Origin of the sequence: Streptomyces sp. NPDC004542 (assembly GCF_040610035.1) — a bacterium.
Taxonomy (GTDB): Bacteria; Actinomycetota; Actinomycetes; order Streptomycetales; family Streptomycetaceae; genus Streptomyces.
Genome location: NZ_JBEXLP010000001.1, coordinates 149,483 through 173,913, shown reverse-complemented (window position 1 = coordinate 173,913; position 24,431 = coordinate 149,483). Strand labels below are relative to the sequence as shown.

Sequence of the window (24,431 nt, the reverse complement as noted above, 5' to 3'; positions counted from 1 at the left end):
GCAAGCGGGGCCTTCGGAAAGCCACCGGAAACGTCACTGCCGGGCCGGCTGCCTCGCCGCACTGCCGGCCCCGCGCAGGCAGCGGCGACCTCACCCGATGGCGATCCGGGTCTTCCAGTAGTCCTTTGCGGCGATGATCTCTGTTCCCGATCCAGTAAGAGCTGTTTTGCTGCCTGCGTAGAACCGGACAGATCCGTCGGAGCGAATGGCCCAGATGTCGGGGATCGAGTCTCCGTTGACGCTGGGCGTACCGATCAGAAGCGGGATGCTGCCGCTGTTCCAGCCCGAGGCGCCGTATTCGGTGTCGACGCCACCGGAAGAGTTGGCTGCGGAAGCCAGCGAGTCGAGGTTGACCCCACCGCCGGACGCGGCGATGCCCTTGCGCAGCAGAAGCCTCCCGGTGACGTCGGTGCGGTAGAGGAGGTCGGTGACACCGTCCCCGGTGATGTCCTGGACGGTGACCACATCCCGGTCCTTCCACGCGGAGGCCGAGAGTCTGATCGCCTGGTCGATGGTGGCACCGTGGTACCCGGTCAGTGCCCAGAGCTCGTCGTCGGCGCCGCTTTTGACAGTCGCGAAGAAGTCGGTGCGTCCGTCGCCGGTGGCGTCTCCGGCGCTGACGATCTGGGTCATGTCTGCAGGGCTGGGCGCTCCGTCCGGCAGCAGGATCTCCCGGCGCTTGTCGACGTTGACGGCTCCGTAGCCGTCTCCGGGATAGACCCACAGCTTGCCGCCCAGGCGGACGACGAGGTCCTGAAGCCCGTCACCGCCGTATATGTCACCGTTGTGAGTGATCAGGGCGCCTTTGAAGTGACCGGAGGAAGCCGCAACATACGGTGGCAACTCGTCGCCGTTGGGGTCCTTGTCGGGGTTGGCCCGGTAGGCACCCGACATCGAGTAGTCCAGGTCACCGGTTCCCTTGGCCGGGTCGTCCTTGTCGGCCTGCGACGGATACATGGCCAGGTTGCCGCCCTCGGTGACGACCATGAGGTCGGCCATCTTGTCGCCCGTGAAGTCGCCCGGGGCATCGGCCTGGTCCCGGGGCGCGACGTAGAAGAAGTACTTCGTGGGATCGGATGCGTTGCCCGCGCTGTCGACGGTGCGCACGTACAGCACGTTCGGGCCGGCGGTCGGAGGCCGCGCGTCCGCGATGGTCGCGCTGACACTGGTGGCCGTACCCGCCTTCCGGTCGATGTGGAAGGGGTAGCTGGCCGAGTTGAACCCGTACTCGTACCGCACCACGTCCGTGTTGAGGGCACGTACGGTGAAGGAGCCGGGCGTACCGAACTTCTTCGTGCTCCAACGGGTGTCCTCGTCGTCGCTGCCGAAGCCGTTCTCATCACCGTCGGCGTTCGGGAAGTCGGTGGAGCTGACCTTGGGCGGTTTCGGCGCGGCGGTGTCCAGGACGAACCGGCACGGTGTCTTGGAAGGCGAGTAGGCCGACGAACTTCCCGCGTCGTCGACGGCTCTGACCCGCCAGGAGTAGACGGTGCCGTTCTTGAGTGTGCTGGTGGAGAAGACCGCGGTGCGCAGGGCGGTGTCCGTGTCACCGCCGACGGACTTCTTGCCGGCTGATTTCAACAGGTCACCGATGCTGTCCCACTTGCCCGTCGGCCAGAGGTCGAAATCGAGATAGTCGAGGTTCTTGTCCTTGTCCGTACCCTTGGCGGTGAAGGTCAGATCACCCGATCCCATCCGCACGTACGGCGTCGTCGTGGTGCACTTGGCCTCGGGGCCGAGGTCCAGGGAGCCGGAGACGATCGTGGGCCTGCGGTTGTAGACGAGTTCCAGGACGGGGGCGTAGTCGCCGTCGGCCTGGAACTTCTTCCACGCGTACTGGGAGTCCTCATCGCGGGCGCGCAGCCCGAAGGTGATGGTCTCGTCGCCCTGGTCGGCGGCCTTCTGGGCACCCTTCTTCACGTCGAATGCTTCGAACGCGTCATGGCAGCGGGAGGCTTTCCACCCGTGTGCGAAGCTCTTGGTGGCCAGCTTGTTGCCGTCGTGGAGCTTGGGCGCGTTGCTCCAGTTGGTGTGGGAGTCGATTTCTCCGGTGAGGTGCACACTCATCGAGCGGTCGCTGCAGGACCAGGAATAGGTCTCCAGCATGCGCAGCTTCGCGCTGGTGATCTTGGTGCCCTTCAGATCCTTGTCGAAGGAGATGTTGAAGAACGACCGCGAGGTGCCCCAGGTGTCGGACTCGAAGCCGACGCGGGCTTCATGGCTGCCGCCCTTGTTGAACCCCTTGCCGTTGTAGAAGGTGGCTTTGGGGAAGCGGTCGTAGGCGGTGGTCCAGTTCTGGGTGTGCTTCTTCACCGAAGGGTCGATGAACACCGGGTAGGTGGTGGCCGGGTCGCCCAGGAACTCCTGATCCGGTGTGAGCGTCCACTTGCCCGCGGACAGGTCGGCCTCGACGAGCGCGCCGAGCGAGTCGGGCGAGGGGCCGTCGAGCGAGGGAAGACCCAGAGTCGCCGCTGATCCGGTCTGTGAGGGAACGGGCGTGGGCTCCGCGGGAACTGATGGCAGGGGGGATTCCGACACTGAGGGCTCGGGGCCGTCACTGGCCGAGGGAAGGACCTCGACGTCGGTGTCGCTCTGCTCGTCCGACTCGATGGGGTCTTCCCCAGCGGTGGTAGGGGTGTCGCCGGGGTCGGGGGAGGCGGAGTCGGATGGGTCCGGGTTTTCGGGCTCCGTCGGCTGGGCGGATTCCCCCACGCTGCTGTCGCTGACGGCTGGGGCCCCGCTGCTGTCCCACATCAGCGGGGTGGGCGACATCGCGATCTCGTCTCCATGGGCGTTCTCCGCGCCGACGATGCCCGAAGCGGGGTCCAGCCGGAAGGTGAGGTCGGCGGAATGGAGGCCGTATGCCAGCTGCCGGACGTGTGGGTCGGAGGCCGCCTGCCGGTCTTTCAGCACGACGAGCTGTGCAAAACCGTCGTCGTCGGCGGTGAGGACGAGGTCACCGCCCGGAAAGATGTCCGGGTAAAGGGCACGGTTGCCGGCGATGATCGGAGTGGGAACGGTCCCGGGCCAGGTGAGCTGGATGTCGTGCTCGCCGACGTGGAGGGTGACCAGGGGGGTTCCGTCGTCCGCCGCCGCGTCCTGTAGCAGGGAGATACGGCGTACGGCTGATCGCGAGGCCCGGCTCTTGCTGCGCGTCGACGAGCCGGCCGAGAAGACCACGCGTGTGTTGGTGGCCTTCGGCTCCCATCCGGCCTTCGTACGATGCAGGCTCGGATCGAGCTTCTTCCACCCGCCGCCTACTTTTGCTCGGATCGGTGACGAGTAGAGACGCTTCACCATCAGACCGTCGGGGCGGGCCCACGTGGTCGAGTGTGAGGTCCGCGCGGCGGTCACCTCGACATTCTTGTGGGTGCGGGCCGCCAGAGCGAGTGCGGTCGGCTCGGTGACGGTCTGGGCGAGCGCGTCGCGGCCACTTCGGTCTCCCGTGCCCGCACCGTCCGTCCGGGACCCCACGTAGACGATCCCTGTCGTCATGAGTGCGGTCGCCATCAGCGCCACGCTTGCACGACGGCTGGGCGCACGGCGCCAGTTGCGAGTCATTGGGCGGCTGTCCCCTCCCCCTTGTTCCCCCTCGGAACCGGCATGGCAACGACCTCGAACCCCTTGGGTAAGAGCAGTGCCTACACCTACGACGAGTCAGGAAACACCAAGACGCGGGACCTGTTCAGCACCAAGCAGGACCTGGTCTGGACACCGGAAAACAGGCTCGACAACATCACGGCCGACGGCAAGAAGACGACGTACGTCTACGACGCCGACGGCAACCGCCTGCTGGAGAACTCGTCCGCCGGCTCCACCCTGTACCTGGGCGAGACCGAACTGACGACGAACGCATCGGGCACCATCACCAAGGCATCGCGCGCGTACGCCCAGCCGGGTGCACCCGCGGTGGTCCGTACGACGACCAACGGCGCGACGACGGGCCACAAGCTCAGCGTCCTGATCGCCGACCAACTGGGCACGGCAGACACGTCGGTGGAACTGTCCAGCACCCAGCCGATCACACGCCGCGCGTTCAAGCCCTACGGCGAGACCCGCGGCACGAAGCCGTCGACTTGGCCGAACAGACGCAGCTACCTGGGCGTCGGCATCGACGACCCGGTCACCGGCCTGACCCATATGGGCGCCCGCGAGTACGACCAGAATGCGGGCCGATTCCTGTCGGCGGACCCGATCATCGACTTCGCGGCCCCGCTGCAGATGAACGGCTACGCGTACAGCGGCAACAGCCCGATCAGCAAGAGCGATCCCACAGGCCTGTGGTGCTCCAGTTGCAATGACGGCAAGGGCTGGACACGACCCGACGGCGGGACCAGGGGTGACCCGAACGGGGGACGCAACTCCGACGGCACCGTACGCGGCACTCCGAACAGCGGATGGACATCCGGAGGTAACTCCGTAGGCCGGTCAGTCGTGGTTGACCTCGGTGACGGCAAGTCAGCCCTGCCGCCCAAGAAGATCTACCGGGAATTCCAGAGGAAGCTTCCTGGGATCGGCCAGCTGCAGCGGAACAGGGTCTACTTCAGTGATCTCAGCTACGAGCTCATGGTGGAACTCTACTTCCGTGAGCGGTGCAGTTTCAGCTTCACCGACGGATGCAGCGACCTCCGCCAGTTCTATGACGGCTGGAAGCACGTCGACAGCATTGACTCCCCTGATACCTGCCCTGTATGCGACAACGTAGGTTTCCAGGCAATACTGGAACGCGTCATCGCCGGGCGGTCCGGAAAGGTGGGATGGGGAAGATCCTGCACCCAGTGTTTCCTGGCCGGTACCGATGTCCTCATGGCCGACGGTAAAACCAAGAACATTGAGGATGTGAAGATCGGGGACAAGGTTCTTGCTACCGACCCGGAAACCGGAGAATCAGGTCCCCGAACAGTCACAGCCCTGATCGTCACCGAACACGACAAGCACTTCAACGAACTGTCGATCACCACACCCGACGGCATCGAGAAGCTGACCGCTACCTACGAGCACCCCTTCTGGTCCCCGTCGGAGCACGCCTGGCTCAAGGCGGCAGCTCTCAAGCCGGGCATGACGCTGCTCACGAACAAGGGCCACACGGTCATCGTCACGGGGAACCGTCCCTTCAGCAGGTACGCCCGCACGTACAACCTCACGGTGGACGACCTCCACACGTACTATGTGCTGGCGGGGGCCACGCCGATACTCGTTCACAACAGCGGGCCGTGCGGCCCGGCCAAGGGAGCAGCGGGCGAGGCAAGAGCTGTCCAGGAGCTTCAGGACCGGGGTTACACGATCATGGGGACGCACGTGAAGCTTGAAGCTAAAGACGGGACGATATCGTATGTTGATGTCGTCGCAACCAGGAACGGTCCCGGCTTGGGTGCGCCCGAGTATTTTGAAGTGAAGAATGGCCCTTCGGCCAGACTTTCACCGCAGCAGAAGACCGTGTATGGGCAGCTTGGGGACAGTGGGAATGTAATTCTGCGATCCGACCAACTGGGTAGCTGGGGCTTGAAGAGTGGCGATTTGCTCCCACAGGCCGACGTCAACGTGATCCTTTATGGCGGGGCAAAGGCATGGTAGGAGGAGTCAAGGAGGCAGCATTGGCAAGCGCCGAGCTCTACTGCACGCGAGGCGAGGTGAGTGAAGGATGAGCTACGACTTGGCGGTTTGGCAAGGGGATGTGCCGTCCAATGATCGCGAAGCGGCTAGGGTGCATAGTCGCCTGTACGACGAGTACCTCGATGGCGATGAGCTGTTCCCGGTAGTAAGTGTCGTCGCCGACTTCCTGGCCGCCCTTACTGAGCGTTGGCCTGATAGGGATACCGGAGACGATACGCCCTGGGCTGCAACGCCCCTTTCCAAAGGGGCAAGTGGGCCATACGTTTACATCGCGCTTGCGTGGAGTAGTGCAGATATGGCGTCTGCGTATGTGGCACAAGTTGCCAACAGGTTTGGGCTGAACTGTTTTGACCCTCAGATGAAGGTGCTCCGGTCAGAGTAGTTTCGACTCTCCTGGGAGTTTTCTGAGGGGCCCGGTATCAGGTAGCTCTCGGTCGCGTGAAATTTTTTCGTGAAATGAATCCCGCTTAAAGGGTCGATGGCGCCAGCAAAGTGAAGCCCCGTCAGGTGCGTCCTGGCGGGGCTTCTGCGTGGGGTGACGGCAGTAGTTGACGGCAACGTCAGCGGAAGAGGGCGGCGCAGGGTGGCGGTTCATCGCCGTCGCGTTGGCCGTCTCGGTGATCGCCGGGCCGTTGAGCGCGGTGCTGAGGGTGTCGATGGCGTCGCGCTGGAGGCGGAGCCGGACGTGGGCGTAGACGGTGGCGGTGACGCCGATGTGGGCGTGGCCAAGGAGTTCCTTGATGACGACGAGTTCGACGCCCTGTTCCAGGAGCAGGGTGGCCGTGGAGTGTCTGAGGTCGTGGAAGCGGATGCGGCGGAGGCTGGCCCTGCTCAGGAGCGTGGTGAAGGCGCGGGTGAGGTTGGTCGGGTCGATCGTTCTGCCCTGCGCGGTGGCGAACACGTGCCCGCTGTCCCGCCACATGGGGCCTGCCGCTTTCCGTTCGCGCTGCTGCTCGTGGTGGTGCTTCAGCGAGTGGACGCAGCGGGCGGGGAGAGCGATGCGGCGTTCAGAAGCCCGGGTCTTGGTGGGCAGCGTGGTGAGCCCGTCTGTGATGGTGCGCTGGAGTGTGCGGCGGATGGCGGCGGTGCCCGTGCCGAGGTCGAGGTCTTCCCAGCGCAGGCCGAGTAGTTCGCCCTTGCGGAGTCCGGTGTGGAGGGCGAGTTCGAACAGGGCGTGCAGTCGGTGGCCTTGGGCGGTGGCCGCCACCCTTCGACAAGCGTCAGGGTCGCCGCCCCTGCCCCGTCCCGGCGGAGGCCACCGGCGGGCGCGGGCTGTTCCTCGTGTGCCACTACGCGGACACGTGGGGCGGCTATCCGCTCGGAGACGATCTCTTCGGGCGAGGGGGGGAAGCTGCTGTGGTGCGGGGTCGGGTCCTCGGCGGGCCGTGGTGCGCAGGCCGTCGGGTGAGGTGGTGAGTGGCGGGCATGGGCGTACGGCGGTGGAAGAAGGCGCAGGCCAGCGAGGAGTGGGGTTCGCCCGTTTCCGCCCATTCCCATTCCGCACCGGACGCCGCCCGTCGCGTTGCGGCGAGGGCCCCACTCCACGCCGTGGTTTCCAGGGGCTCCTCGTGACCACGCGGCCGCCGTTCCCGCGACCCCCTACCGCGGCACCGCGGTCGCGAGTACTCCCCGTGCGGCCGTGCCGTCCGGCCAGGTCCACCCGGCGACGACGCGTCCGGACGACCCGGGCGCCGCCTCCGTCGGCCGCAGCACGCGGTTGACGTGCACGTCGAGCCCGTCGTCAGGGCCGGTTCCGTGCACGGTGACGGTCGGGTCAGGGGTGTCGCTCTCGCTCTGGTGCTGCGGGATCGCCTCACCGCGCAGGAGCGCGCGCAACTGCGCCGTCACCACCGGGTCGTGGACGCCGTCGTAGATCCACCGGGTGCCGAGCACTCCGTGCTCGGAGGTGCCGATCAGCGCATCGCCGGGGACGCCCTCCAGCTCCGCGCCGCGGTAGCCCATCGGCACCAGGTACGCCACCGGCTCCTGCGCGGTGGTGTCCACCACGACCATGAACTCGATCCCGACCGCTCCCTCCGGATCGTCCAGTCGGAACCCGCCGGCCTTGACCAGTTCCGGCGTTTCCGCGTCGCCCACGTACCAGCTCTGCTTCGGCAGCCAGCCGGTGAGCAACTCCAGCTTGGTCGGCTTCATGGTGGTGCGGTGGACCATGGCCATGCGAGCTCCCTCACGCGTAGGTCTGGGCCCGTCCTCCAACGGGACGTGATCGAACCTATAGGAAACCGCCGTGCTTCCCGAGCCGCGGCGAACCGGCCTCGCACCGCGTCTCACCGGCCACGACCGGCGCGTCACGGCGAAGGCCCCGCCCCCGGCGGAACGCCGGTGAGCGGGGCCTTCGGGGGGCCTGTGGGCGTACCTCAGTAGCGGCGGGTGATCAGCGCCCGCTTGACCTCGGCGATCGCCTTGGTGACCTCGATGCCGCGCGGGCAGGCGTCCGTGCAGTTGAAGGTCGTGCGGCAGCGCCAGACGCCGTCGCGGTCGTTGAGGATCTCCAGGCGCTGCTCGGCGGCCTCGTCGCGCGAGTCGAAGATGAAGCGGTGCGCGTTGACGATGGCGGCCGGGCCGAAGTACTGGCCGTCGTTCCAGAAGACCGGGCAGGACGACGTGCAGGCGGCGCAGAGGATGCACTTCGTGGTGTCGTCGAAGCGCTCACGGTCCTCGGCCGACTGAAGGCGTTCCCGCGTGGGCTCGTTCGTGTCCTTCGTGATGAGGAAGGGCATGACGTCCCGGTACGCCTGGAAGAACGGCTCCATGTCCACGACCAGGTCCTTCAGGACCGTCAGGCCCTTGATGGGCTCGACCGTGATCGGCTTCTCGGGGTTGATGTCCTTGATCAGCGTCTTGCACGCCAGGCGGTTCTTGCCGTTGATCCGCATGGCGTCGGAACCGCAGATGCCGTGGGCGCAGGAGCGGCGGAAGGTCAGGGTGCCGTCGACGTCCCACTTGATCTTGTGGAGGCCGTCGAGGACGCGCTCCTTCGGGTCGATCTCCAGCTGGAAGTCTTCCCAGGTCGCCTCGGCCGAGACCTCCGGGTTGAAGCGGCGGACCCGGAAGGTGACCGTGATGTAGGGGGAGTCGGCGAAGCCGGGCTCGGGCCGGCCGGCCGCCTCTTCCTTGTCCAGAACGGGGGTTGCCATCAGTACTTACGCTCCATCGGCTGGTAGCGGGTCTGGACGACCGGCTTGTAGTCCAGGCGGACGGTCTCGGTGCCGTCGTCGCCCACCTCGCGGTACGCCATGGTGTGGCGCATGAAGTTGACGTCGTCGCGGTTGGGGTAGTCCTCGCGGTAGTGACCGCCGCGCGACTCCTTGCGGGCCAGGGCGGAGACCGCCATGACCTCGGCCAGGTCCAGCAGGTTGCCCAGCTCGATGGCCTCCAGCAGGTCGGTGTTGAACCGCTTGCCCTTGTCCTGGATCGCCACGTTCTTGTAGCGCTCGCGCAGCTCGGCGATCTTCTCGACCGCCGTCTTGATCGTCTGCTCGGTGCGGAACACCATGACGTTGGCGTCCATGGTCTCCTGCAGCTCGCGGCGCAGGTTCGCCACCCGCTCGTTGCCCGTGGAGGTGCGCAGACGCTCGATCTGCTCGACGACCAGGGACTCCGGGGCCTCGGGGAGCTCCACGAAGTCGGCCTTCTGGGAGTACTCCGCCGCCGCGATGCCGGCCCGCTTGCCGAACACGTTGATGTCCAGCAGGGAGTTGGTGCCGAGGCGGTTGGCGCCGTGCACCGAGACGCAGGCGACCTCGCCGGCCGCGTACAGGCCGGGCACGACCGTGGTGTTGTCCGCCAGGACCTCACCCTCGACGTTCGTCGGGATGCCGCCCATGGCGTAGTGCGCGGTGGGCTGGATCGGGATCGGGTCCGTGTACGGCTCGATGCCCAGGTAGGTGCGCGCGAACTCGGTGATGTCCGGGAGCTTGGCGTCCAGCTGCTCCGGCGGGAGGTGGGTGAGGTCCAGGTAGACGTGGTCGCCCTCGGGGCCGCAGCCGCGGCCCTCGCGGATCTCCGTGTAGATGGAGCGGGAGACGACGTCACGGGACGCGAGGTCCTTCATGACCGGCGCGTACTTCTCCATGAAGCGCTCGCCGTCCTTGTTGCGGAGGATGCCGCCCTCACCGCGGGCGCCCTCCGTCAGCAGGATGCCCATGCGCCAGATGCCGGTCGGGTGGAACTGGAAGAACTCCATGTCCTCCAGCGGCAGGCCCCGGCGGTAGACGGCGGCCTGGCCGTCACCGGTCAGCGTGTGGGCGTTCGAGGTCACCTTGAAGAACTTGCCGCAGCCGCCGGACGCGTAGATCACGGCCTTCGCCTGGAAGACGTGGATCTCACCGGTCGCCAGCTCGTAGGCGACGACACCGGCCGACTTCCTGACGCCGTCGACCTCGGTGATCAGCTGGTCCAGGACGTAGAACTCGTTGAAGAACTCCACGCCCTCCTTGACGCAGTTCTGGTACAGCGTCTGGAGGATCATGTGGCCGGTGCGGTCGGCCGCGTAGCAGGAGCGCCGGACCGGGGCCTCTCCGTGGTTGCGGCTGTGACCGCCGAAGCGGCGCTGGTCGATCGTGCCGTTCGGGGTCCGGTTGAACGGCAGGCCCATCTTCTCCAGGTCGAGGACGGAGTCGATGGCCTCCTTCGCCAGGATCTCGGCGGCGTCCTGGTCGACCAGGTAGTCACCGCCCTTGACCGTGTCGAAGGTGTGCCACTCCCAGTTGTCCTCCTCCACGTTGGCCAGCGCGGCGGCCATGCCGCCCTGCGCGGCGCCCGTGTGGGAGCGGGTGGGGTAGAGCTTGGTCAGCACGGCGGTGCGGCTGCGCTTCGTCGACTCGATGGCGGCGCGCATACCGGCGCCACCGGCGCCGACGATGACGGTGTCGTACTTGTGGATCTTCATGATTCTCGCAGCCCCGTGCCTAGCGGATGTTCGGGTCGAAGGTGAAGATCACCAGCGTGCCCAGCAGGATGGTGAACACCGTGGCGGTGTAGAGCAGAGCCTTCAGCCACAGCCGGGTGTTCGCGCGCTCCGCGTAGTCGTTGATGACCGTACGCAGGCCGTTGGCGCCGTGCAGCATGGCGAGCCACAGCATCAGCAGGTCCCAGACCTGCCAGAAGGGGGACGCCCAGCGGCCGGCCACGAAGGCGAAGCCGATCTTGGAGACGCCGCCGTCCAGGACGAGCTGGATCAGCAGGTGGCCGATGACCAGGACGACCAGCACGACGCCGGACAGGCGCATGAACAGCCAGGCGGCCAGCTCGAAGTTGCCCCGGGTGGACCTGGGGGTCTTCTTGGTGCGCTTGCGCGGGGCCTCGATGAAGGGCGCGGGGTTGTCGACGCTGTAGGACGAACCGCCCTCGACGGGGCCGATTCCGGAAGCGGTCTGTTCAGTCGTGACCGAGTTGTTCGACATGGTCGGCGTCAGCTCCCGAAGAGGACTCGAGCGGCGTGGCCGAGGACCGGATAGATCGCGCCGGCCATCAGGACGACCCAGACGCCGACGACGGTCCACAGCATCTGCTTCTGGTAGCGCGGGCCCTTCGACCAGAAGTCGACGGCGATGACGCGCAGGCCGTTGAGCGCGTGGAAGAGGATGGCGGCGACGAGGCCGTACTCCAGCAGCGCGACGATCGGCGTCTTGTACGTGGCTACGACCTTGTCGTAGTCCTCGGGGGAGACACGCACGAGAGCGGTGTCCAGGACGTGGACGAACAGGAAGAAGAAGATGAGGACGCCGGTGACTCGGTGAGCCACCCAGGACCACATTCCTTCCCGGCCGCGGTACAGCGTTCCAGCCGGCACGGAAGAACCCTCCGAAAGCGGGGACTAGGGCCGCGCCGGCTTCGGTGTCGGTCGGGCCCGGCCGGGTACGGTCCACCGGCCCCCAGCATCGTAGCGAGGCGCTTCGCCGGGCTCAGCGGCGGGGCCTTGCTGTGTGATCAAACTGGCACCGGACGGGCTAGCTCGGGCGGCTACCGGGGCGGAGTGTCCTGGTATCCGCCGGGTGTGGTGCCGCCGTGGCTGTCGGCGCCCCGCGGCGGAGCCGCAGCTCGGCGCTGCCCCGCGCCTCTGGTGGCGGCTGCCAGACGCCCTCTCGCGAGGCGCCGGAGTTCCTCCGCGGCCACCACGCGCTCCTCGTCCGGATCGTTCGCCAATCGTGATCGGATGCCTTCGAGGACGCGGTCGAGGGCTTCCTCGGGTGCGGCGTCACCCAGATAGATGACGAACACGTGTCCGAATCGAGCCTCGTAGGCCGCGTGGGCCGCGCTCAGGGCGGTGTGCGCCGCCGAGTACGTGTCCTCGGGCAGGGGCGGCAGGGCCTCCGCGGCCAGCGCCTCCGCGAGGTCGGCCGGGGACAGGTCGTATGCCGCCTCGTCCGCCGCGGCCAGGAGGGAGTCCAGGTCCGGGTAGGGGCGGTGCTCCGCGATGCGCTGGGCCCAGCGGGGGCTGTGCAGGCAGGTCAGGAGGGTGGCGTGGGTCTCGTCGGCGGGCGCGGTGTTGAACCCCTCGACCGCGGTGGCGGACGGCGGGGTGCGGGTCTGTCCGGGAAGGGCCGGTATGGCCACTCGTCCGGAGGGGTACGGGTGCGCAGGCAGCGTGGGGTCCTCGCGTCACATGTGGTGTGGCTGGGGATCTTGTGAGAGGTGTGTCATCACGCTAGCGAGAAGGGTCACGCTGTGTCCGGGGGATGCCCGAATTTCACTCGGACGGGAGAGTTTCGGAACATGTGGGTGACGAAGAGTCGGCGCCCGGGCCGTAGGTTGGGGACGTGAGCCAGCACAGACGCCGGATATCGGAGCGACAGGTGAGGCGGAGGCGGGCGGTGACCGCCGCCGTCTTCGTCGGCACGGTCGGGCTCGGAGTGGGAGTCGGCGTCTGGGCGTCGGCGGACGGCGGTGGCGAGGGCGCCGGGGGCGCGCGGCGCTCCGCGGACGCCGGGGCCGCCGCCACGTCGCCGGAGCCGAGCCCGACGGCCGGCCGCTCCTACCCGCTGTCCCAGGCGCCCCGCACGATCCCCGCCGTACGGTCCCACACCCCCGCCCGCGGTCCCGGCTGGCGCCCGGCCCCCGGCGAGCGGGTGGTGGTGAGCGACGCCGACCTGGCCGACGAGGGCAGGCTGATCGCGGGCGAGCTGGGGCTGTCGTACGGGGGCGAGCGGGACGACGTGCGTGCCGGGGACGTGCGGCTCGCGCTGAACGACGACGAGGGCGCGGACCCGGAGTCGTACACCATGACCGTGCGCGGCGGCCGCGTGACCATAAGCGGGCCCGCCGACGCGGGCGTCTTCTACGGCACGCGCACCCTGAAGCAGGAGGTGCACGGCGGTGGCACGGCTCCCGAGGGCGTCGTGCGCGACCAGCCCGCCAAGCCGCGCCGCGGGTTCAACCTGGACATCGCCCGCAAGCCGTACTCGGCCTCCTGGATCGAGGACCGGGTCAAGGAGCTCGGCGATCTGAAGTTCAACGAGCTGGGGCTGCACTTCTCCGACGACCAGGGCTTCCGGATCGAGTCCACCTCCCACCCGGAGGTCGTCTCCAAGGACCACCTGACCAAGGCCCAGGTCAAGCGGATCGTGGACCTCGCCGCCCGACGGCACATCACCGTCGTGCCCGAGATCGACTCGCCCGGGCACCTCGGCGCCGTCATCGCCGCCCACCCCGACCTCCAGCTGCGCAACGCGCAGGGCGTGCCCACGCGCGGGGCGGTCGACATCTCCAAGGACAGCGCCGCGACGATCGTGGACGACCTGCTCGACGAGTACGCGGACCTGTTCCCGGGCTCCGAGTGGCACCTCGGCGGCGACGAGTACCAGGCGCTGACCGTCGCGAATCCGCAGGCCTCCTATCCGCAGCTGGCCGCCGCCGCGCGGGAGGCCTACGGCGCCGGGGGAACCGTCGCCGACCTCGCCACCGGCTGGCTGAACGACCGCGCCGACACCGTCCGCGCCCACGACCGCACGATGCGGGCGTGGAACGACGGGTTCTTCCGGGTGACGTCCGTGCGGGCCGCGAAGGACCTCCAGGTCGCCTACTGGACCGGCAAGGAGATCGGCGCCCGGCAGCCGGCGGAGTACCTGAGCGCGGGGCGGAAGGTCCTCAACTACAACGACGAGTTCCTGTACTACGTCCTCGGTGAGCCGCAGACCTTCGTCTACCCGACGGGGCAGCGGATCTACGAGCAGTGGAACCCGCGGGTGCTGCGCGGCACCACCGCCGTCCCGGCGCGCTACGACGGGCAGATCCTCGGCGGGTCCCTCGCGGTGTGGAGCGACTTCCCGAACGCCCAGACGGAGACGCAGGTCGCCGCGGGCATCCGGATGCCGCTGCGGGCGACGGTGCAGAAACTGTGGGACCCGGGCAAGCCGGCGCTCTCCTGGGCGGAGTTCCGCAAGCTGGCGGACCGGCTGGGCTGAGCGGCCGCGTCCCGATGGACGCGCGGCACCGGTCAACCGTGGCCCGCGCGTGCCGCACGGGCGCCTCGGCGGAGAGGCGCGCCCGGCTTCCCGGCCGTACCCCGGGGGGCCGCCGTGATCTGCTCACGCCGCCGTCACTTCGCCGCCGCGCCCGCCGGCACCGGTGCACCCGGCGCAACCGGTGCACCCGGCGCACACGAGAAGGCGCTCGCGGGGCCGGTGCCGCAGCGGTCTGAGGTTGGCCGAAAACATGCCTGTGTGACAGTCCCGCGCCCTCGCACGCAGTAAGGGGAAATGCGGGCTCCGTACAGGTCGGCGCCCTGGCGAGGGAGGCTTCCATGAGCTTGGTGGAACTGATCGCTCAGGCCGACGACCGTGGATTGGCCGCCAGTGCTCTGGCTTGTTTGGATCGCTGCGTGCCGCTGCTGGGCGGCGACGACGCCCGGCACGACAGCCCGCCGCGCTGGTCAGGCCTTGTCGTCGGACTTCCGTCCGCCGCGCGGCGTCCGGTGCGTGCTCCGGGGGCCCCGGCCGAAGGCTGGGGGAGTACCGGGCGGGAGTTCCACGACAGGACCTGGGCGCATCGGCTCGTCGCGGGAATGGGCGCCGGCCCCCGGCGGCTCACAGCACCACCCACTTCACCACCGCCGCACCGGAGGCGGAGGCCCGGGCGTAGAACTCCGTGAGGTCGCGGTGGGCCGCCGCGAAGGCGCCGCGGGTCTGCGGCTCGGTGGCGGGGCCGCCGTACCGGGGGAGCAGGTCGTCGCGGGACCCGCGCCACAGCGCCGCGAAGTCGGCCGAGGCGAGGAAGGCGGCGACGGCGGCGGTCTCGGCCGCGGTCAGCAGCAGGAACGGCGGCAGCCCGAGCGCCGGGTGGAACACCGGGCGGCCGCCCAGGACGACCTGGGCGCGCGGGTCGTCCTCCGCGAGGTCCGGGGGCGAGCCGGCGTACAGCAGCTCGTGATCCAGGTAGCGCTGGTCCAGCACCTCCTCCCGGCGCAGGCCGATCCGCTCCCGGACGGTCTCCCAGCCGTCCTGGAACAGCCGCTCCAGCGAGCGCGCGTCGTCTCGTAACTCCGCGGGCGGCACCGCGCGGAGATGGAAGCACATAGTCATCGTGATCAAGAGCGCACGGGAGGCGCCGAACATCACTCCCGGCCGAAACCGTGAGCGCGGGCGGATCCTGTGACGGTCCTGCGGCGGACCCGGGTCGGTGTTGCGCCGATCACGCGATCGGCCCGGATCGGCGTGACGAAAGACCCGCCGGCCTCGCTCTCCCCTATGTGACTACCCAGTACGTGACAGCACAGCAGCAGACCAGGCCGCACGCCGCGGCCAAGCCCGTGCGGTGGGCGGCGGACGTGGTGGCGACCATGCGCGAGGGCGCGCGGGTGCGGCTCGACTACTCGGCACAGAGCCTGTGGCGCGTCGACCGGATGATCGAGGAGATACGGCGCGAGGGCGCCCCCGCCGAGGCGGTACGGGACGTGCTGCGCGGCTTCGGGGCGTACGCCGGTGAGGTGATCGTCCGGCAGACCGGCGCCGAGTGGTGGGCGACCGGCGGCGACCACTGGATCCGCACGCCCGACGGGCGTCTGTGGGACCCGGTCGAGGAGGCACGGCGCTGCTTCGGCGGACACGGGTCCCTGCGGCTGCTGTGCCAGGACGCGATCGCGGGAACGATCGCGGGGACGGAACCGCGGCACCGAGGGCACGGGCACTGACGGCACGGGCACGGCCGGGACCGGCGCTGTGACACTTCCCCGGGGTCCGGCGCTGATGACCTTGAGGCACCGAGGAAACGGTTCTTGGCCAGGGAGGGGACACCGGCCGCGTGCAGGCGTACGACGGGGAACTGGGCGCGGCCGTCGCGCGGGCCCAGGAGGGCGACGAGGCGGCCTTCGCGGTGGTGTACCGGATGGTGCAGCCCGGCCTGCTCGGCTATCTGCGCGGTCTGGTCGGGGACGAGGCCGAGGACGTGGCCTCCGACGCCTGGCTGGAGATCGCCCGTGACCTGGGCCGGTTCAAGGGCGACGGGGCGGGGTTCCGCGGCTGGAGCGCGACCATAGCCCGGCACCGTGCCCTGGACCATCTGCGCCGCCGGCGGGCCCGGCCCCGGTCGACGGCGCTGGAACAGGACGTACTGGAACTCCCCGGCCGGCACAGCACCCATGAGCAGGCCCTGGAGTCCATCTCCACCGCTCAGGCGCTGGCCCTGCTCCGCCGGCTGCCGCGCGACCAGGCCGAGGCCGTACTGCTGCGTGTGGTCGTCGGTCTCGACGGTCCCGCCGCCGCCCGGGTACTCGGCAAACGCCCCGGCGCGGTGCGCACGGCCGCGTACCGAGGGCTGAAGCGACTGGCGGGACAGCTGGGTGTGGCGGAAGCGGCGGAGGATGTGACGGACGACGGCCCCGGCACGCTGGGGGAGTCGAAGTGACCGACGACGGCGGCCTGCCGCCGCACAGGAATGGATGCGCTCATGGGTGAACGCCACGACGCAGGCGGCCCATCCCCCCGGCGGCAGGCCGAGGAACTGCTCGGCGCCGCGCTGCGCCCGCGCGGTGTCGACGCGGAGGCCGAGCGGCGTGCGGCCGAGGCCTTCCGGGTCGCGCGGGACGCCGGGGCGCAGCGGGCGCGGACCCGGCGCCGGGACGACTGGCGGCCCCGCGAGGGCGGGCAGGTGCTGCGTTCGGCGCGTACGACGGTGCTGATGCTGCTGGCGAGCCTGACCCTGGGCGGAGTGGCGGTCGCCGCGATCGGCTCGGCCGGCCCCTCCGGGCAGGCACCCGGCGGCCGGCCCGGCCCGGAGGCGACGGCCGGGGCACCGGACCCGACGGCCGGGCGGACCCGGCCCCCCGCGCCCGCCTCCCCGTCGTCCGGACCGGCGACGCCGCGGCGCCCGGCCACCGCCAAGGACACCCTGGCCCACTGCCGGGCCTACGAGTCGGTCAAGGGCCACGGCAAGGCGCCGGCCGCCACGGCCTGGCGGCGGCTGGCCGCGGCGGCCGGCGGCGGGGCGAACGTCGCCTCCTACTGCGCCGGGCGGATCGCGGCGGCCACGCACGACGGCCGGACCCCCGCGGCCGAGGGCGCGGCCGGGGGCGCGGCCAGGGCGGCGAAGAAGCCGGGTACGGGCACGGGAACGAACAAAGCCGACGAGGCGGGCGGCGAGGCCCGGGCGAAGAAGTGACGGCGCGCCCCGCTACGCGGTCCCGCGCACCGCGGCGTCGGTGAGGGTCGACGCGGTCCGTACGGCGCTGGAGACGGCCGTGTCGGGGTCGAGCCCGCACAGGTCGGTGAGGGTGAAGAGCGCCTCGGCGCTCACGACCACCGCGAGGTCCCGCTTGAGCTGGGCGAAGGCGTCCGGGTCCGTCGCGCCGAGCGTGTTCTCCAGCGGGAGCAGCGCGTGGTCGATGAGCCCGAAGCGGATGCCGGGGCGCGTGGTCACCGTCTCCGGCCGGGTGACGGTGGCGGCGATCATCGCCCGTACCGAGCCCTGGCGGGCGAGTATGCCGCGGAGCAGGAACTCGCAGGCGAAGGCGACGCGTTCGACGGGGTCGGCGGAGTCCGCGACCGGCGCGAGCGCTTCGGCCGGCGGTGGCCAGGCGCCGGCCAGGGCCTCGCTGATCAGCGAGGGCAGGTCGGGGAAGTACCGGTAGGCGGTGGCCTCGGAGACCAGGGCCGCGCGGGCGATCGCGGGCATCGTCACTTCGGCGCCCGTGCCGATGAGTTCGCGGGCGGCCGCCACGATCGCCGTCCGGGTGCGCTGCTTCTGGTTGGTGCGGCCACCCCCGGTGCGTGCCGTCATCACGTGACTCCTCCCGTTGTCTCCCCCCACATCTTAGCAGTGGCCCCTCATTGTGAGGGTGCACTTGCATGAAGAGAGGTGACTCTCCTACTCTCGTGCGAGTCAGCTCTCATGAAGGAGAAGCCATGAGCAGGGTCTCCGTGGTCGGCCCGGACGACGGCGAGACCGTCCGCCTGGGCCCCATCCGCATGCGCATCCTCGAGGACGGCAGCACCACCGGACATCGCATCGGCATCGGGGAGATCACCGTCGCCCCGCACACCCAGGGGCCGCCGCAGCACCGGCACGCCCAGCACGACGAGGGCTTCTACGTCGTCTCCGGCACCGTGCACTTCACCATCGGGGAGACCGTCCACATCGCCCCGGCCGGCACCCTCGCGATGATCCCGCCCGGCGCCCCGCACACCTTCGCCAACCTCGGCGACGAGCCCGCGGTGCTGCTCAACACCTTCACCCCGGACCTGTACGTGCAGTACTTCCGCGACCTGCGGAACATGATCGCCGACGGACAGGAACCGACCCCGGAGTCGACCGTCGCGGTGATGAGCCGCTACGCCACCGTCCCCGCGACCGACTTCGCGTGACGGCACCCCGACCTTCCTGCGGCACAGTCCACTCGAGGAGCACCGAATGACCCGCGGCACCCACACCCTCACGCTCGACCAGGGCACCCTCGACGTCACCGTCGACCTCCACGGCGAGCAGGGGCACCCCTTCCTGCTCCTGCACGGAGGCGGCGGCCCGCAGACCGTCACCCCGTTCGCCGCTCTCCTCGCCGGGCAGCGGCCGGCCAGGGTGTTCACCCCCGTCCACCCGGGCTTCGACGGCACCCTGCGGCCCGAGTGGCTGACCGATGTCACGACCCTGGCCCAGGTGTACGCCCACCTGCTCGACGTGCTCGACCTGCGGGACGTCTGCGTCGTCGGCAACTCGATCGGCGGCTGGACCGCCGCCGAGCTGGCGGCGCTGGGCAGCGACCGGATCAGCAGCGTCGTCCTCGTCAACGCGGTCGGCGTCGAGGTCCCCGGCCACCCGGTGGCCGACATCTTCTCCCTGACGCCCGTCGAACTGTCCCGCCTCTCCTTCCACGATCCCTCGAAGTCCCGGTTCGACCCCGGCGCGCCGACCGAGGCGCAGCGCGCGGTCATGGCCGCCAACCGCGCCGCGCTCCAGGTGTATTCGGGCCCGCACGCCATGGCCGACCCCACCCTGACCGGGCGTCTCGCCGAGGTCACCCATCCGACCCTGGTCGCGTGGGGCGCGAGCGACCGGGTCGTGGACGCCGGCTACGGGCGGGCGTACGCAGGGGCCGTCCCCGGCGCGGAGTTCCGTCTGCTGGAGGGCACCGGCCACCTGCCGCAGAGCGAGACGCCCGAACAGCTGCTGCCGGTCGTCTGGGACTTCGCCGACAGCCACGCCACCCACCGGCCGCGGCGCTGACCCCGAAGCGGCTCCGCTGCCGCACCCCGGCCGCGGCAGGCCCCGCCGGTCACGGCCGCCCGCTGCCTGAGCGTGCCGCCGGCCGGCCTCGGGGGCCGCGCTGGGTCACCGGTCGGACGCTCGCTGCCGCCGGCGGCCTCGTCCGACGGATACGGGCCTCCCGCGCCGACAGGAACCGGGGCAACGGCCGAGGCCGCCACCCCCCACAGGAGAGGCCCCGGCCGTCGCGCGGTACGGACCGCGCGGCGGCCCGTACTGTCTACAGCGCCAGGGGGGCGTTTTCTGTCACACCCCGCCACGGATCACCGCGTCACGAGTTAGTTGCATCTTGGACGGACGTGGACGAGGAGCGGTTTCAGGTCGTAACGTGCCTTTCGCGTCGAGCGCGAATGCATGATCAGTGCAACGATCGGCGGCCTCGAGGCCGCGACCATCTACCGAGGAACCAGGTGCTGGGGGACGACGCGGAGCTGACCGCCGCGGTGCGTGCGGCACAGGCCGGGGACGAGACCGCGTTCCGTACGGTCTACCGCGCGGTGCATCCGCGGTTGCTCGGGTACGTACGGACGCTGGTCGGCGACCCGGACGCCGAGGACGTCGCATCCGAGGCCTGGCTGCAGATAGCCCGTGACCTGGAGCGTTTCAGCGGGGACGCGGACCGCTTCCGCGGCTGGGCGGCCCGTATCGCCCGCAACCGCGCCCTGGACCACATACGGATGCGCGGCCGCCGCCCCGCGATCGGCGGCGACGAGACCGAGCTGACCGGCCGGGCCGCCGAGTCCGACACCGCGGGCGAGGCCATCGAGTCCCTGGCCACCGACAGCACCCTCTCCCTCATCGCGCGGCTCCCCCAGGACCAGGCCGAGGCGGTCGTCCTGCGCGTGGTCGTCGGCCTCGACGCCAAGGCCGCCGCCGAGACGCTCGGCAAACGCGCGGGCGCCGTACGCACCGCCGCGCACCGTGGCCTGAAGCGGCTCGCGGAGCTGCTCGGCGAGGATCCGGAATCGGCCGGCAGGCTCGACGCGCTGCCGCCCCAGCGAGAACCGCGCCGCCGCGCGGTGACGTCCGCCACTGTGACGCATACGCGCGCGCGGACGCAGAGGGACATGTGATGGCCAACGAGCGCTGTGTCTCCCCGGAGGACAGGCCCCGGACCCCCGGCCGGTGGCTGAACCGCGCGACGGCGGAACGTCTGCTGCGCGGCGAGTCGGTCGAGGCCGTCGACCCCTTTGCCCGTGACCAGGCCGAACGGCTCGCCAAGGCCCTCGGGGCACTGTCCGCCGACGCCACCGCGGCCGACACGGTGCTGCCCGGCGAGGAAGCCGCGCTGGCCGCCTTCCGCAAGGCACGCGACGCCCGCGAGGACGCCGCCGCGCAGGCCCGCGCCGCTCACCCGGCCGCGGCGCCCGACGAGCCCGCCGACGCCGGACTGTTCCGCATCGGCGGCCGGCCCCGTGCCGTGCCCCGCCCCGCCTGGGCCCGCCCGGTGCGCCTGGCGCTCACCGCCGTGCTGGCCGTGGGCACGCTCGGCGGGGTCGCCGTGGCCGCCGGAAGCGGAGTGCTCCCGACGCCGTTCGGCGACGACGGCCCCGGGCCCGCCGCCTCGGCCTCGGGCGCCGTGAGCCACCGGCGGCCGCTCACCTCGCCCTCCCCGGACGGCACCGAGGGCGGGACATCGGGTCTGCTGCCCCCGGGCGGCGGCGCGAGCGCTACCTCCGGTGACGGCGCCTCGCCCGGCGCGAGCCGGGAGGGCCGGACCGAGGACGGTGCCACCGGCTCGTCCGGTGCTTCCCACGGCGACGGCACCTGGTGGGGCGGCGCGCCCTCGGCCTGCCGCGCCATCCGGTCCGGCAAGGAACTCGCCCCCGGCCGCGAGCGCGCCCTGGAGGGGGCGGCGGGCGGCTCCGCGCGCGTGTGGACGTACTGCAAGGGCGTCCTCGATTCGTCCGGCGGCGCGACCGGCGGCGAGGACCGGCACGGCAAGGACGGCGAGGACGGCAAGGAGAGCAAGAACGGCGAGGACGGCGAGGACGGCAAGGCCGGCAGGAAGAGCGAGGGCGGCAAGGCCGGCCGGGGCGGCGGTGACGACGACCGCACCGGGTCGGGCGGCACCGGCCGGCAGCGGCGCGGACGCTCGGCCACGCCTTCCTCCACGACCTTCGCCCCGCTCGCGCCGCAGCGCACGCAGACCCCGGGGTCCTTGTCGCCGAGTCCGACGTACACCGCGCTCTGAGCGGACCGGCGCCCGGCTGACCTGCGCTTTCGTGCCGCCGGAAACTTTTTTGCGGGAGCGCGTAACGTTTCCGGCCCCGGGTACGCAGTAGAGAGTGAGCCGACTGGTCATCGGCCGTCGCACTGAGCCGGGGTTCCCCCCGTACCTACGGCTCGTGCACCTGGCGCGGGCGGGACACGTTCCCCCGGTCCCGCCCGCGCCCCGCAGTCCCTCCCGCCCTCGCGCTCACCCGTACACGACGACCTTGTCGCCGTTCCTCACCTGCGCGAACACAGCCGCGATCGCCGCCTCGTCCCGCACGTTGACGCAGCCGTGGGAGCCGCCGGCGTAGCCCCGCGCGGCGAAGTCGTACGAGTAGTGCACCGCCTGGCCCCCGCTGAAGAACATCGCGTAGGGCATGGGGGAGTCGTAGAGCGTCGACACATGGTGCCGCGACTTCCAGTAGATGTGGAACACACCCTCCCGGGTGGGGCTGTACCGCGAGCCGAACCGGACGGCCATGGTGGACACCGTCCGCCCGTCGACCATCCAGCGCAGCGTCCGGCTGGTCTTGCTGATGCACAGCACCCGGCCGGTCAGGCAGCGCGGGTCCGGCGCGGCGGCCGGCTGACCGCCCATCAGGTACAGCTCCCACGTGCCCGGCGTGTGCGTCATCCCGATCAGCCGCCGCCAGGTGACGGTGTCGGTCCGGCCGGTCCGCGGCAGTCCGCGTTTGCGCTGGAAGCCCTTGACGGCCTGCTCGGTCAGGTCGTCGTACGTCCCGGTCGGCCCGTCGAAGAGCCAGCCGATCTGCCGCAGCCGGGCCTGGAGCTCGCGCACGTCGGTGCCGCTGTCGCCCCGGGCCCACAGCACGTCGGCCGCTGTGGGGGCGGGAGCGGGGCCGGATGCCCGGCCGCCCGGCAGCCGGATGTGCACCGGAGAGCGCTGTTTGCCGCCGGCTGCGTCCGGGGCCCGCACCGTGCAGCCGCAGAGGACGGCGAGCGCGACGGCCAGGACGAGTGCGGCGGTCGAGCGTCCGGTGCGGCTCATGCCCCAGATGCTTCCCCGCGTGACCGCCGCCGAACAACGGGGCATGGTGAGGAGTACCGAACGCAACTCGGAGGCACACACCATGGCGCGTGAGTCGGAGTCCGGACTGCCGATCGAGCCGGTCTACGGGCCGCAGGCCCTGGCCGGCTGGGACCCGGACGGGAAGCTGGGCGAGCCGGGCGCATACCCCTTCACCAGGGGCGTGTACCCCAGCATGTACACCGGGCGGCCCTGGACGATGCGCCAGTACGCCGGCTTCGGCACGGCGACCGAGTCCAACGCCCGCTACCGGCAGCTGATCGAGCACGGCACCACGGGACTGTCCGTCGCCTTCGACCTGCCCACCCAGATGGGCCACGACTCCGACGCGCCCCTCGCGCACGGCGAGGTCGGCAAGGTCGGCGTGGCCGTCGACTCGATCGACGACATGCGGGTGCTGTTCGACGGGATCCCGCTGGGCGAGGTCTCGACGTCGATGACGATCAACGCGCCGGCCGCCCTGCTGCTGCTCCTGTACCAGCTGGTGGCGGAGGAACAGGGGGTGCCGGCGGACCGGCTGACCGGCACCGTCCAGAACGACGTGCTGAAGGAGTACATCGCCCGGGGCACGTACATCTTCCCGCCGAAGCCCTCCCTGCGGCTCACCGCCGACATCCTCAAGTACTGCAAGGCCGAGATGCCCCGGTGGAACACCATTTCGATCTCCGGCTACCACATGGCCGAGGCGGGCGCCTCGCCCGCGCAGGAGATCGCCTTCACCCTCGCGGACGGCATCGAGTACGTCCGTACGGCGGTCGCGGCCGGCATGGACGTCGACGACCTCGCGCCGCGCCTGTCCTTCTTCTTCGTCGCCCGTACGACGCTCCTGGAGGAGGTCGCCAAGTTCCGGGCCGCACGCCGGATCTGGGCACGGGTGATGAAGGAGGAGTTCGGCGCGCGGGACCCCAAGTCGCTGATGCTCCGCTTCCACACCCAGACGGCGGGCGTCCAGCTGACGGCCCAGCAGCCCGAGGTCAACCTGGTCCGGGTGGCCGTGCAGGCCCTGGCGGCGGTGCTCGGCGGCACGCAGTCCCTGCACACCAACTCGTTCGACGAGGCGATCGCCCTGCCCACGGACAAGAGCGCCCGGCTCGCCCTGCGCACCCAGCAGGTGCTGGCCCACGAGACGGACGTGACCGCGACCGTCGACCCGTTCGCGGGCTCGTACGCCGTCGAGCGGATGACGGACGACGTGGAGGCGGCGGCCCTGGACCTGATGCGGAGGGTCGAGGACCTGGGCGGCGCGGTGGCGGCGATCGAGCGGGGTTTCCAGAAGGAGGAGATCGAGCGCAACGCCTACCGCATCGCCCAGGAGACGGACGCGGGCGAACGGGTCGTGGTCGGCGTCAACCGCTTCCAGCTCGACGAGGAGGAGCCGTACGAACCGCTCCGCGTGGACCCGGCGATCGAGGCCCGGCAGGCGGAGCGGCTCGCGAGGCTGCGGGCGGAACGGGACCAGGGGGCGGTGGACTCGGCGCTGGCCGCTCTGAGGAAGGCGGCCGCGGGCGAGGACAACGTCCTGTACCCGATGAAGGAGGCGCTGCGGGCGCGGGCGACGGTGGGGGAGGTGTGCGACGCCCTGCGGGAGGTGTGGGGGAGCTACGTCCCGAGCGACGCGTTCTGAGCGACGGACGGCTCGGGGGCGGCCTGCCTCCTGGGTCCGCCGTCACGCCGGCGCTCACCCGCGCGCAGGGCACCTCACGGGTCGGCCGCGGGGTCAGAAGGTACTGGTACTGATCCGGCCCGTGAAGCCCTCCGTGACGGCCCGCGGGGACGGAAGGCCATCTCGTCACCCTGAGTTCACCTGACGGTCGAGCCGCCGTTGGTATGCGGCGTCGGCATT

19 protein-coding genes and 2 pseudogenes are annotated in these 24,431 nt (G+C 70.5%); 10 read left to right on the top strand and 11 right to left on the bottom strand.

The annotated features are described in order from the left end of the window. Nucleotides 1–90: 90 nt before the first annotated feature. A complete protein-coding gene (locus ABZX30_RS00830; RefSeq protein ID WP_355927068.1) occupies nucleotides 91–3,561 on the bottom strand; it encodes a DNRLRE domain-containing protein in 3,471 nt (1,156 codons plus the stop codon). A 51-nt stretch (nucleotides 3,562–3,612) separates the two neighbouring features. Here ABZX30_RS00830 and ABZX30_RS00825 point away from each other — a divergent pair. Beyond that, nucleotides 3,613–5,208: pseudogene (locus tag ABZX30_RS00825) on the top strand (polymorphic toxin-type HINT domain-containing protein); the annotation flags it as partial. 965 nt (nucleotides 5,209–6,173) lie between these two features. On the opposite strand, the pseudogene ABZX30_RS00820 reads toward ABZX30_RS00825, so the two are convergent. From ABZX30_RS00820 to ABZX30_RS00790, 7 genes and pseudogenes are all read right to left on the bottom strand, one after another. After that, nucleotides 6,174–6,808 (bottom strand): annotated as a pseudogene (locus tag ABZX30_RS00820) (site-specific integrase); the annotation flags it as partial. 404 nt (nucleotides 6,809–7,212) lie between these two features. Next, nucleotides 7,213–7,791, bottom strand: a complete 579-nt coding sequence (locus ABZX30_RS00815) for a 1,4-alpha-glucan branching protein (protein ID WP_355927066.1) — start codon at nucleotides 7,789–7,791, stop codon at nucleotides 7,213–7,215. A 200-nt stretch (nucleotides 7,792–7,991) separates the two neighbouring features. Continuing rightward, nucleotides 7,992–8,771, bottom strand: a complete 780-nt coding sequence (locus ABZX30_RS00810; RefSeq protein WP_355927064.1) for a succinate dehydrogenase iron-sulfur subunit — start codon at nucleotides 8,769–8,771, stop codon at nucleotides 7,992–7,994. After that, nucleotides 8,771–10,525: a succinate dehydrogenase flavoprotein subunit gene (sdhA, locus tag ABZX30_RS00805; protein ID WP_355927061.1), complete on the bottom strand. Its 1,755-nt coding sequence runs from the start codon at nucleotides 10,523–10,525 to the stop codon at nucleotides 8,771–8,773. Before sdhA ends, ABZX30_RS00810 begins: the two co-directional genes overlap by 1 nt. A 19-nt stretch (nucleotides 10,526–10,544) precedes the next feature. Further along, nucleotides 10,545–11,039, bottom strand: coding sequence for a succinate dehydrogenase hydrophobic membrane anchor subunit (locus ABZX30_RS00800; protein WP_355927059.1), 495 nt, complete (start codon nucleotides 11,037–11,039; stop codon nucleotides 10,545–10,547). 8 nt (nucleotides 11,040–11,047) lie between these two features. After that, entirely contained in the window at nucleotides 11,048–11,428 is a 381-nt protein-coding gene (sdhC, locus tag ABZX30_RS00795; protein ID WP_043406142.1) for a succinate dehydrogenase, cytochrome b556 subunit, read from the bottom strand. 170 nt (nucleotides 11,429–11,598) lie between these two features. After that, nucleotides 11,599–12,192, bottom strand: a complete 594-nt coding sequence (locus tag ABZX30_RS00790) for a 2-oxo-4-hydroxy-4-carboxy-5-ureidoimidazoline decarboxylase (protein WP_355927056.1) — start codon at nucleotides 12,190–12,192, stop codon at nucleotides 11,599–11,601. A gap of 257 nt (nucleotides 12,193–12,449) precedes the next feature. On the opposite strand from ABZX30_RS00790, the gene ABZX30_RS00785 reads away from it, so the two are divergent. After that, nucleotides 12,450–14,039 (top strand): glycoside hydrolase family 20 protein, encoded by a 1,590-nt coding sequence (locus ABZX30_RS00785; protein WP_355927053.1) that lies wholly within the window; start codon nucleotides 12,450–12,452, stop codon nucleotides 14,037–14,039. 621 nt (nucleotides 14,040–14,660) lie between these two features. Here ABZX30_RS00785 and ABZX30_RS00780 read toward each other — a convergent pair. Continuing rightward, the gene (locus ABZX30_RS00780; RefSeq protein ID WP_355927374.1) at nucleotides 14,661–15,155 is read right to left on the bottom strand and encodes a DUF1877 family protein; all 495 of its coding nucleotides are present in this window, start codon (nucleotides 15,153–15,155) and stop codon (nucleotides 14,661–14,663) included. Between the two features lie 182 nt (nucleotides 15,156–15,337). Between ABZX30_RS00780 and ABZX30_RS00775 the strand changes: the two genes are divergently transcribed. From ABZX30_RS00775 to ABZX30_RS00765, 3 genes are all read left to right on the top strand, one after another. Next, nucleotides 15,338–15,763, top strand: a complete 426-nt coding sequence (locus ABZX30_RS00775; protein WP_355927051.1) for a hypothetical protein — start codon at nucleotides 15,338–15,340, stop codon at nucleotides 15,761–15,763. A gap of 110 nt (nucleotides 15,764–15,873) precedes the next feature. Beyond that, complete coding sequence (locus tag ABZX30_RS00770) at nucleotides 15,874–16,476, top strand: RNA polymerase sigma factor (RefSeq protein WP_355927048.1); 603 nt, start codon at nucleotides 15,874–15,876, stop codon at nucleotides 16,474–16,476. A 42-nt stretch (nucleotides 16,477–16,518) separates the two neighbouring features. Further along, on the top strand, nucleotides 16,519–17,229 hold the full coding sequence (locus ABZX30_RS00765; protein WP_355927045.1) for a hypothetical protein: 711 nt from the start codon (nucleotides 16,519–16,521) through the stop codon (nucleotides 17,227–17,229). Between the two features lie 12 nt (nucleotides 17,230–17,241). Here the strand turns inward: ABZX30_RS00765 and ABZX30_RS00760 are convergent, their stop codons facing one another. Then, nucleotides 17,242–17,847: a TetR/AcrR family transcriptional regulator gene (locus tag ABZX30_RS00760; protein ID WP_355927043.1), complete on the bottom strand. Its 606-nt coding sequence runs from the start codon at nucleotides 17,845–17,847 to the stop codon at nucleotides 17,242–17,244. A 125-nt stretch (nucleotides 17,848–17,972) separates the two neighbouring features. Here ABZX30_RS00760 and ABZX30_RS00755 point away from each other — a divergent pair, with 125 nt between their 5' ends. The 4 genes from ABZX30_RS00755 (at nucleotide 17,973) to ABZX30_RS00740 (ending at nucleotide 21,520) form a co-directional block, all read left to right on the top strand. Further along, nucleotides 17,973–18,431 carry a cupin domain-containing protein gene (locus ABZX30_RS00755; protein WP_355927041.1) on the top strand — a complete coding sequence of 153 codons (459 nt, stop codon included), beginning with the start codon at nucleotides 17,973–17,975 and terminating at the stop codon, nucleotides 18,429–18,431. Nucleotides 18,432–18,477: 46 nt separating this feature from the next. After that, nucleotides 18,478–19,287 carry an alpha/beta hydrolase gene (locus ABZX30_RS00750; RefSeq protein ID WP_355927039.1) on the top strand — a complete coding sequence of 270 codons (810 nt, stop codon included), beginning with the start codon at nucleotides 18,478–18,480 and terminating at the stop codon, nucleotides 19,285–19,287. Between the two features lie 449 nt (nucleotides 19,288–19,736). Next, nucleotides 19,737–20,399 carry an RNA polymerase sigma factor gene (locus tag ABZX30_RS00745; protein ID WP_355927037.1) on the top strand — a complete coding sequence of 221 codons (663 nt, stop codon included), beginning with the start codon at nucleotides 19,737–19,739 and terminating at the stop codon, nucleotides 20,397–20,399. Beyond that, entirely contained in the window at nucleotides 20,399–21,520 is a 1,122-nt protein-coding gene (locus ABZX30_RS00740) for a hypothetical protein (RefSeq protein WP_355927034.1), read from the top strand. The genes ABZX30_RS00745 and ABZX30_RS00740 overlap by 1 nt, the downstream gene beginning before the upstream one ends. A gap of 225 nt (nucleotides 21,521–21,745) precedes the next feature. Here ABZX30_RS00740 and ABZX30_RS00735 read toward each other — a convergent pair whose 3' ends face one another. Then, nucleotides 21,746–22,549 carry a L,D-transpeptidase family protein gene (locus ABZX30_RS00735; protein WP_355927031.1) on the bottom strand — a complete coding sequence of 268 codons (804 nt, stop codon included), beginning with the start codon at nucleotides 22,547–22,549 and terminating at the stop codon, nucleotides 21,746–21,748. Between the two features lie 82 nt (nucleotides 22,550–22,631). On the opposite strand from ABZX30_RS00735, the gene ABZX30_RS00730 reads away from it, so the two are divergent. Continuing rightward, nucleotides 22,632–24,212, top strand: a complete 1,581-nt coding sequence (locus ABZX30_RS00730; RefSeq protein ID WP_355927372.1) for a methylmalonyl-CoA mutase family protein — start codon at nucleotides 22,632–22,634, stop codon at nucleotides 24,210–24,212. The last annotated feature ends 219 nt before the right edge of the window (nucleotides 24,213–24,431 follow it).